The following is an 8,022-nucleotide window of genomic DNA, read 5'->3' as shown; positions in this document are numbered from 1 at the left end:
CACGAAGCTATCGTTGCCGTCGCCGCCGAACAGCGTGTCGTTGCCGACGCCGCCGACCAGGGTGTCATTGCCGGCGAAGCCACCCAGGACCGCGTTGCCGGTCTTGGAGGTGCTGCCGATCAGCAGGTCGTTGCCCGCGCCGCCGGCGATCGTGGTGTTGCCCGAGCCGCCGAACAGGGTGTTGTTGCCGGCCGCGGCCGCGATGGTCGAGTTGCCCGAGCCACCGATGACCAGGTTGGAGCCGCCGACGACGTTGATCACGGCGTTGCCCGCACCGGCGCCGATGGTGGCGTTGCCGCCGCCCGCGATGACGGTGTCGTTGCCGGCCGCGAAGACCCTGGTTGTTGCCACCGACGAGACCGATGAGGTTGTTGCCCTCACCAGCGGTCAGCACGTTGTTGCCGGCCGCAGCCACGACGGTGTCGGCACCGGCGCCGCCGAGGATGGTGGCCGAGCCGCCGGCGACCGTCGAGGTGCCGAGCAGCTGGCCACCGGCGCCGCCGACCAGGGTCTGGTTGGCGCCCGTGCCGGCCTGGAGGATCGAGCCGGCCTTGTCGTTGCCGACGAGCAGCTGGTTGTTGCCGGCGCCGCCGATCAGCGTGACCGTGGAGGTGTTATCGGAGGCGATCACCGCGCCGCCCGAAACGGTGGACAGGGCGTAGGTGCCGCCGGCGCTCGCGTTGACGATCGCGCCGCTGTTCAGCTTGGTGGAGTCCACCAGGCTGGTGTTCTTGAGGATCGCGCCCGCCAGCGTGGAGGGAGCGGTGGCGTTGGAGATACCACCCGTGACCGTAGTGACCGTCGACATCTTGGAAACCCCTGCAAAAGCGAATAAAACTTATGCCGAAGGGTCGGATATCATTGGTAACCCCTTTTTGCAAGTGCGGAATGGAACATGTCGCTGGGGTGACCACCGTGGGGTTACCCATGCCACAGGACAGTGCTCTCTGTGGATAATGTTTCATTTCAGAAACGTTAATGGATGGTTGCGTGAAACCCTGGCGGAGGCTGGGAACTCGCGCATTCGGACATCCTGCGGTTCATGTCGGAATTGCAATTTTTGGGTCTGGCGGTGCCGAAGGGCTTTCCTTGCTCTCGCCTTCGCGTCTCGGGATGCGTTCAGGGGCATGATTCGCGCCCCCCGCCGGCCGGTCCCAGGGGCGTCCGGCCGCCGATCGGGGCAACCCGCTTTTGCGGTCCCCTGACCGGCCCGGCGCGGCGCGGCCATTCCGGTCAGGTTGACAGATCCGCCACCCCCGCCTAGCTCCGGACAACGCCGCCGGGGACGCCGGGCGGCGTTGTCCGGACGACACGGGATAAGGAAGTGCCCAGCATGCTCGACCAACCGGCGGCTCCGCGCCGCGTCCTGGTGACCGGAGGCGCCGGCTACATCGGCAGCCACGTCCTCCATGCCCTGACCGACGCCGGCATCCCCGCGGTGACCATCGACAACCTGTCGACCGGTCGGCGCGCTGCCGTACCGGAAGCCGTGCCCTTGGTCGAAGGGGACGTCGGGTCAGCCGACCTGCTGGAAAAGGTGATTCGCGGGCACAGCGTCGACGCGGTCATGCATTTCGCCGGCTCCATCGTCGTGCCGGAGTCGGTGGAGAAGCCGCTTGCCTATTACCGGAACAACACCGTCAACAGCCTGACCCTGCTCGACACCTGCGTGCGACTGGGGATCGACAAGGTTGTCTTCTCCTCCACTGCAGCTGTCTATGGCGCCACGGACCGTGTTCCGATCAACGAGGACACGCCGACTGCCCCAATCAACCCGTATGGCGCCTCCAAGCTGATGACGGAGCAGATGCTGCGCGATGCCGGGGCTGCGCACGGCCTGCGCAGCGTCATCCTACGCTACTTCAACGTGGCCGGCGCCGATTCGGCGGGTCGCACCGGCCAGGCGACCCCGACCGCGACCCACCTGATCAAGGTCGCCTGCCAGGCGCTGCTCGGCCGGCGGCCGGCGCTGTCGATCTTCGGCACCGACTACCCGACGCCGGACGGCACCTGCATCCGCGACTACATCCACGTCAGCGACCTCGCCGAGGCGCATGTCCTGGCGTTGCTCCACCTGCGCCGTGGCGGCGAGAGCCTGACGCTGAACTGCGGCTACGGGCGCGGCGCCTCGGTCCTGGAGGTCGTGCGCACGCTGGAGGAGGTCAGCGGCGAAAAGGTCCCTGCCACCGTCGCCGACCGGCGTGCCGGCGATCCGCCCCAGCTAGTCGCGGGCGCTGACCGGATCCGTGAGCGGCTCGGCTGGGTTCCCAAGCACGACCGGCTCGACGAGATTGTGCGAAGTGCGCTCGCCTGGGAGCGCTCGCTCCCGGGTTAGAAGGCTCCGAGTTTAAGGGCCGCTTCAGCTGCCCCAGCGCCACACGGCGGTCGAGCAGGCCCTTGACGTCCACACCAACCTAGCCGTCCTTCAGCAGCCCGGTTGTCAGGGCTCAGCCCTCGGTCCGGTAGGCGGCGTTGGGGACGGCCAGCACCACGGCGTCGGCCGGTGGCAATGCGCCACGGTGGTCCGAATTCCGGTATCCCTGTCCACTGTGATTGGGTGCTGCGCCAGTAGGTGCGGGCGATGGGATCTGGAGCGGCCCGATATGTCGGCGTCTTCACGGCGACCAGCGTCTGGGGGGCGCTGCAGTTGCACGATATCCGACACAAACACTCGAGGCCAACGGCGGTTTTTCGTGTCCACCGCGACCAGCAGACCGGCGTCCGCAACGGCGCTTCGAACACCTGATCGGGCCGCCCCAACAGCGGAACCGGGCGGTTGGTTCGAACCTCCTCCGTCAGTAGCAGGCGCCCACGGACCAGCTCCGCGGGCATGTTCTGCGCCCGCATCCACCGAAGACGGTCCGCCTCCTCGCGCTCGCCGACCCGCTCTTGAACCTTGCCGATCGCCAAGCCGTGCATCGCTGCCTTCTATCCAGGGCCTCCCATCCAAGGGGCGCTAACGCGCCGCTATGAACCGGCGCGCATCCCGATCGAACTGCTCATGCTCGGCCATGCCGGCTTTCCGACGATCCTCGCTCGCCAGCACCGTCGGTGGGCCGCCCCGACCATCTTGGCGAGTTTGGTCGCGGAGGCTGTTCGCGATTCTTCGGCCCTTTGAAGCCAATGCGAACCCACCGGATGGTGGGTGTGATGTGCCCGGTGACGACGCGAACTGTGTAGCGGGCGTGCTCCTTTGCCGGCCGGTTGGCGCGGATTTCGTTGGCCTCCTCGTAAAATCTCTCGGCCACAGCCTGTGCTTCGGCCTGCACCAACTGGCCTTCGTCCTCAGCGAGCGCTCGGAGGACGTCAAAGAACGTTGCTCCGGTGCGCTCGCGCAGGCTTCGAATCTCATCGGCTAAAGTCATTTTCACCCCTCATTTTCGTCCCCCAGGTTTTGCCCATTCCTACTCATGGGCAAAACTCACTCGCATATGCCCCTACAGTATTGCTGGCGTTTCACCATGATACCCATGAGGGGTTTTGCCAATGTATATGGGCAAAACTACCCCTAGATTCGCCCATGCTAATTGAAACGCCGAATGGGACACAACTGTCATTCGCTTCGTGCCGTTTTCAGCGTTCTATGGGGGACATTGCGCCTATTAATATGGGCATAACCTGCCAAGTTATGCCCATAGAAATCGAAGCGTCGAATGAAAAGGAACCGTCATTCGCTCCGTGCCGCTTTCAGCGTTCTATGGGGGACAATGTGCCCATTAATATGGGCATAACCTGCCAAGTTATGCCAATACAGAACACCGCTCCAAATGTGCCCAAGGCATTCGTGACTTTGGTCCACGTCGCACCGGCTTAGGATCGCGGGTCCGTAAAGAGTCCTCAATCCCCGGGGCTCCGGCCGTGCTGGTCACCGCGAGATCACCGGCAGGTCACCTAACCCTCCGATGCCGCCGAAAACGGTGTCTTTCGGCGGCGCGAAAAAGGCGCCCAATTTCCTATCCTCACCTCCAGATCACCGCTGGGTGACCTCGCGGTCACCCAGCGCGCGAAATCCGCAGTCGGTCACTGGGGGCTGATTGCTCAGGTCACCCACAGGTCACCCACAGGTTACCAGAGAGGATTTAGAGGTAGTTTCCCGTACCTTCAGCGCGGGGATCATCGACCGGATCGAGTATCGGCCTGCCGGCGCCGGATGCCCGCTGGTGCCCACCGTGGCCGCCATTGATACGGGCGGCGCCTGTAGGCGTCTCCGTATCACCCGCTCAATCAATGCTAAAGCATTGATCTGTCGGGTTTGACGGTCTGCGGACACTGGAGGTGTTCATCCGCCGACCGTATGAAACGTTTCGCTTCATTGTGCCCGGGTGTCCAATGGCGGGCATCGCCGCGGACCAGAAACAGATCCAACCGTGCGCATTGATCGTCCTGATGACATCGGAGCCGCAGTAGCGATCCGCCGCGGACGAAAACGGATGTCTGCAGCGCATAATTTTCCATAATTAACCTTATAAGGCTACATCGGCAGGTTCGGGTAGATTCTATCCTGAAGTGAAAATCTTGTGTCAGTGCAAGGGCTTACCGGCTTCAGGGGGTCAGGATGGGCACGCAGTATTCCCACATCGATCGGGCGGAACGGCGGCGCCTTCAGACGATGCGTGACGCCAAGGTGCCGGTGGTGGTGATAGTGGCGGATCTGGGTCGGCACCGCTCGACTAGTCGCCGCGAGATCAGGCGCAACTTTTACTACGATCCCTTTCGCGACCGCTGGGGCCAGAAATACCGGGGCTACTCTTGCCCACGGCCGACTACGACGCCTGCAAGCAGCGGGCGGCGCCGGCGCGACCCCCCTGCCCTGCGGTACGGTCTCGCACGAGACCATCGACTGTTTCATCGATGGCCCCGACGGTCGCGGTCTGGACTTTTCCGCGCTGCTGGCCGTGGCGCGGTGTCGGCACCGGCAACGCTCGGGGCGCAAGCCGCGCAGCGGCCCGATCCCGGCGGAGCACTGAGTCGCCAACCGGCCGAGGTGGTCGCCCGACAGAGCCTCGGGCATTGGGAAGGTGATCTGGTTATCGTTGCGCGTCCGTTCGGCAAGGCTACCCTGACCTCGCTGCGGGAGCGGCACAGCCGCTTTCACATCCTGCTGGACGTGCGCGCAACCCCCCTTCTATTTCCATGGCCATATCCGTCGTAGATACAGAAGGTGCGCATCACGCTTTTGATCGTCCACTCATAGGAAAAGTGGCCGTATCATTAGAAGAAAGCATCATTGATAAAAGATTCTCCTCGTGTAAACCTAATGCGTCCTCCAAGATCTATTTGGAGTGAAGCGCGGCGGAGAGTGTCTAGGCCAAAGGCTCCCCGCACAGGATGATGTCTGCTTTGTGCCGAACGCGCATGCGGTGTGCGGCACATCAATGACGTGAGGCATCTGATCCCGACGAAGCGGAGACGGGCATGCGAGTGACCATACGCCGGCTTACGACGCTCCAGGTGTTGCGCCTGCTGCTTGTTGCCGGCGTGCTCTGCTCCGTTGTGGCGTACGCAGCGTGGGCTTGGGTCATGTACAGAGAGGCGCTGCGAGACGGCGAGACGGCCGCCGGCGGTCAGGCTGACCGCGTCCGCGCCGAAGCGCTGCACGGGTTTGAGCGGCAACGCTTGCTCGCGGAACGCGCGCTGGATGCGGTCTCCCGCACCCGTTCTCTCGGGGGGACAAAAGCCGAGAGGCCGCTCCATGAGGCGTTGCGGGCGATCGTCCAGCGGCACCCCGGTCAAGCGCTCTGGGTGTTTGACAGCTCCGGCCATGCTCTGGCCAGCAGCGCCGTGTTTCCCGCACCACGCGACCTCGACATTTCCGACCAGGACGTCTTCGCGACGGTGCGCAACACCCCCCCCGCAAGCGGTCTCGCCTTGCTGACTTTTGGCGGCGAACCCAGCGTTGGGGTGGCCTTGCGCATGCCCGACACCGCCGGCGGGTTCTCCGGTCTGGCCGTCGCTCTCGTGCCCATGGGCCAGTTTCTGCCTCCGCAAGCGCCCGCGGTGAGCGGCACAGAGTCCGAGGTTGCCCTGATCAACAGCAATGGTTTCTACCTGTTGGACCTGCCATTGGGCAGGCAAGATTGGTCTACACCCCCACGGCTGAGCACCGGGACTGGGTTGTTCCGGGCGGTTCGTGATGGGGTGGACGGCGTGTATCGGGCCCCTGGAACACGCGACAACGCGGAGCGGATGGTGGCCACGCGCCGGCTGGCTGGGCTGCCGCTGACCGCCCTCGTGTCTGTGCCGGTGAGCGACGTCACGGCCACCTGGAGGGCCGCCCTGACCGGCGGAGCCCTGGTCATTGCGCCGATCGCCGCGCTGTTGATTGGCATCACCGCGCTCGCGTACCGCCGGGCCACACGCGAACACGCCGCTCAGGCCCAAATTCGCGAAGCGCTACAACGGGGCGAAGTGGCCGAAGAAGCGCTCCGTCGGGCGCAGCGCATCGAAGCCATGGGACAGTTGACCGGCGGCGTGGCTCATGATTTCAACAACTTGCTCCAGATCATGGCCAGCAGTCTGGTTCTGGTGCGCATGGGGCCTCTCGACGCCCGCCAGCAGCGCGCCCTGGACGCGATCGAAAACGCCGCCTCCCGCGGCGAAAGCCTCACGCGCCACCTGCTCACCTTCTCGCGCCGCCAGACCGTCGCTCCGACGCCGCTGGAACTGCGCGAGCAATTGCCGCGGTTCCTCGATCTCATGCGACACTCTCTGCGCGGCGACATCGTCGTGACGTCGTACGTAGCCCCGGACCTCTGGCCCGTTCACGTCGACGCCAGCGAATTGGAGCTGGCGGTGTTGAACTTGGGCGTGAATGCCCGCGACGCTATGCCCAACGGTGGCGCGCTCGCGATCGAAGCGCGCAACATCGTGCTCAACGGCACCGCCCAAAGCCATGAGCTGCGCGGCGACTTCGTGGTCTTCACGGTGTCCGACACGGGATGCGGTATCCCGCCGGACATCCTGCCTAAGGTCTTTGAACCGTTTGTCACCACCAAGGACATCGGCAAGGGCACCGGGTTGGGCCTGAGCCAAGTCTACGGCTTCGCGCAGCAGGCGGGGGGCCTGGCAACCATCGCCAGCACACTGGGCCAGGGCACGGCGGTGACGTTGTTTCTGCCCCGCAGCCACGTGCCCGTGGCCCGGGCGGCGGGGGGCGAGCCGTCACCGGGTGTCGAGCCCGTCGTCGTGCAGGGCACGCGCGCGACCATTTTGCTGGTTGAGGACAACCTGCAAATCGCGGAAGCGACGTCGTTGGTCATTGAGCACCTCGGCTTTAACGTGGTGCACGCCGCCGACGCGAACGCCGCCTTGGAGGTGTTGGACCGTGGCGTGCCCGTCGACCTGCTCTTTTCCGACATCATCATGCCGGGCGGCATGACCGGATTGGAGCTGGCGCAGTTGGTCCGGCAGCATCTGCCACGTTTGCCCATCGTGCTCACCACGGGCTACAGCGGGTCGGCCCGCGACGCCGGCGCTGAGGATTTCATCATTCTCCGCAAGCCCTACAACTTCTCGGACTTTTCCGACATCGTGCATCGATTGCTGCCGCCCGACACGGATCAAGCGGCGCGCCATGCCGCCGCATCCCTCTCCGTTTAGGGACGGTTTTCAGAATGCGCTGAGGCGGTTGGCGATGATGAAGATCGCCGCGGCGGTGAGCAGCGCGAGTATGATCCGCCCCAACCTGTCCTGCCGTCGATCTAGGCGTTTGTTTGCGAGCAGCCAAGCGCAGCCGTGCTCGACGACGCAGCGGACTTTGCCGAGCCCCGAGCCGTGGGGCTCGCCGATCTTGCGGATGTGCGGCTGGATGCCGTCGCGCAAGCAGAGCCAGCGGTTATCGGCGCTGTCGTAACCCGCGTCCGCGTAGAGCCTGCTGATGGCGGCGCAGACAACCTGGGCCAGGCGCAGCAGATCCGGAAAGAGCTTGGTGTCATGCACATTGGCGGGCGAAGGGACGACCGCCAGCGGCAGGCCATCGGTCGAGACGACCACGTGGTACTTGGTCCCGGGCTTACCGCGGTC

Annotated in this window: 5 protein-coding genes and 3 pseudogenes (1 of these 8 only partly in view); 4 read left to right on the top strand and 4 right to left on the bottom strand. The window is 64.8% G+C overall.

Annotated elements, in window-relative coordinates; translation table 11 throughout:
* A partial coding sequence (locus M2351_RS27855) for a calcium-binding protein (protein WP_319801936.1) occupies positions 1-351 on the bottom strand: 351 nt, incomplete at its 3' end.
* 49 nt (positions 352-400) lie between these two features.
* Positions 401-808: pseudogene (locus tag M2351_RS45300) on the bottom strand (calcium-binding protein); the annotation flags it as partial.
* A 525-nt stretch (positions 809-1,333) separates the two neighbouring features.
* Between M2351_RS45300 and galE the strand changes: the two are divergent.
* Positions 1,334-2,335, top strand: a complete 1,002-nt coding sequence (gene galE, locus M2351_RS27850) for a UDP-glucose 4-epimerase GalE (protein WP_264659287.1) — start codon at positions 1,334-1,336, stop codon at positions 2,333-2,335.
* A 664-nt stretch (positions 2,336-2,999) separates the two neighbouring features.
* Here the strand turns inward: galE and mobI are convergent.
* Entirely contained in the window at positions 3,000-3,365 is a 366-nt protein-coding gene (gene mobI, locus M2351_RS27845; RefSeq protein ID WP_264659286.1) for a conjugative transfer protein MobI(A/C), read from the bottom strand.
* A 1,190-nt stretch (positions 3,366-4,555) separates the two neighbouring features.
* On the opposite strand from mobI, the pseudogene M2351_RS45295 reads away from it, so the two are divergent.
* From M2351_RS45295 to M2351_RS27835, 3 genes and pseudogenes are all read left to right on the top strand, one after another.
* Positions 4,556-4,753: pseudogene (locus M2351_RS45295) on the top strand (IS30-like element ISAzs27 family transposase); the annotation flags it as partial.
* Between the two features lie 61 nt (positions 4,754-4,814).
* Positions 4,815-5,104: pseudogene (locus M2351_RS45290) on the top strand (IS30-like element ISAzs27 family transposase); the annotation flags it as partial.
* Positions 5,105-5,415: 311 nt separating this feature from the next.
* Positions 5,416-7,599 (top strand): hybrid sensor histidine kinase/response regulator, encoded by a 2,184-nt coding sequence (locus tag M2351_RS27835; RefSeq protein ID WP_264659285.1) that lies wholly within the window; start codon positions 5,416-5,418, stop codon positions 7,597-7,599.
* Positions 7,600-7,608: 9 nt separating this feature from the next.
* Here the strand turns inward: M2351_RS27835 and M2351_RS27830 are convergent, their stop codons facing one another.
* Positions 7,609-8,022 carry the 3' portion of an IS5 family transposase gene (locus M2351_RS27830; RefSeq protein ID WP_264659284.1) on the bottom strand. It continues 354 nt past the right edge of the window, so the window shows 414 of its 768 coding nt (coding positions 355-768); its start codon lies beyond the right edge, outside the window — the gene reads right to left on this strand; the stop codon is at positions 7,609-7,611.

The organism is Azospirillum canadense, from assembly GCF_025961225.1.
Lineage (GTDB): Bacteria > Pseudomonadota > Alphaproteobacteria > Azospirillales > Azospirillaceae > Azospirillum > Azospirillum canadense.
This window is presented reverse-complemented; position numbering and strand designations above follow the sequence as displayed.

What these genes read in the sequence shown, in the direction of transcription:
- galE (WP_264659287.1), top strand. Translation starts at nt 1,334, where the DNA reads ATGCTCGACCAACCGGCGGCTCCGCGCCGCGTCCTGGTGACCGGAGGC.
- M2351_RS27835 (WP_264659285.1), top strand. Translation starts at nt 5,416, where the DNA reads ATGCGAGTGACCATACGCCGGCTTACGACGCTCCAGGTGTTGCGCCTG.
- mobI (WP_264659286.1), bottom strand. Translation starts at nt 3,365, where the DNA reads ATGACTTTAGCCGATGAGATTCGAAGCCTGCGCGAGCGCACCGGAGCA.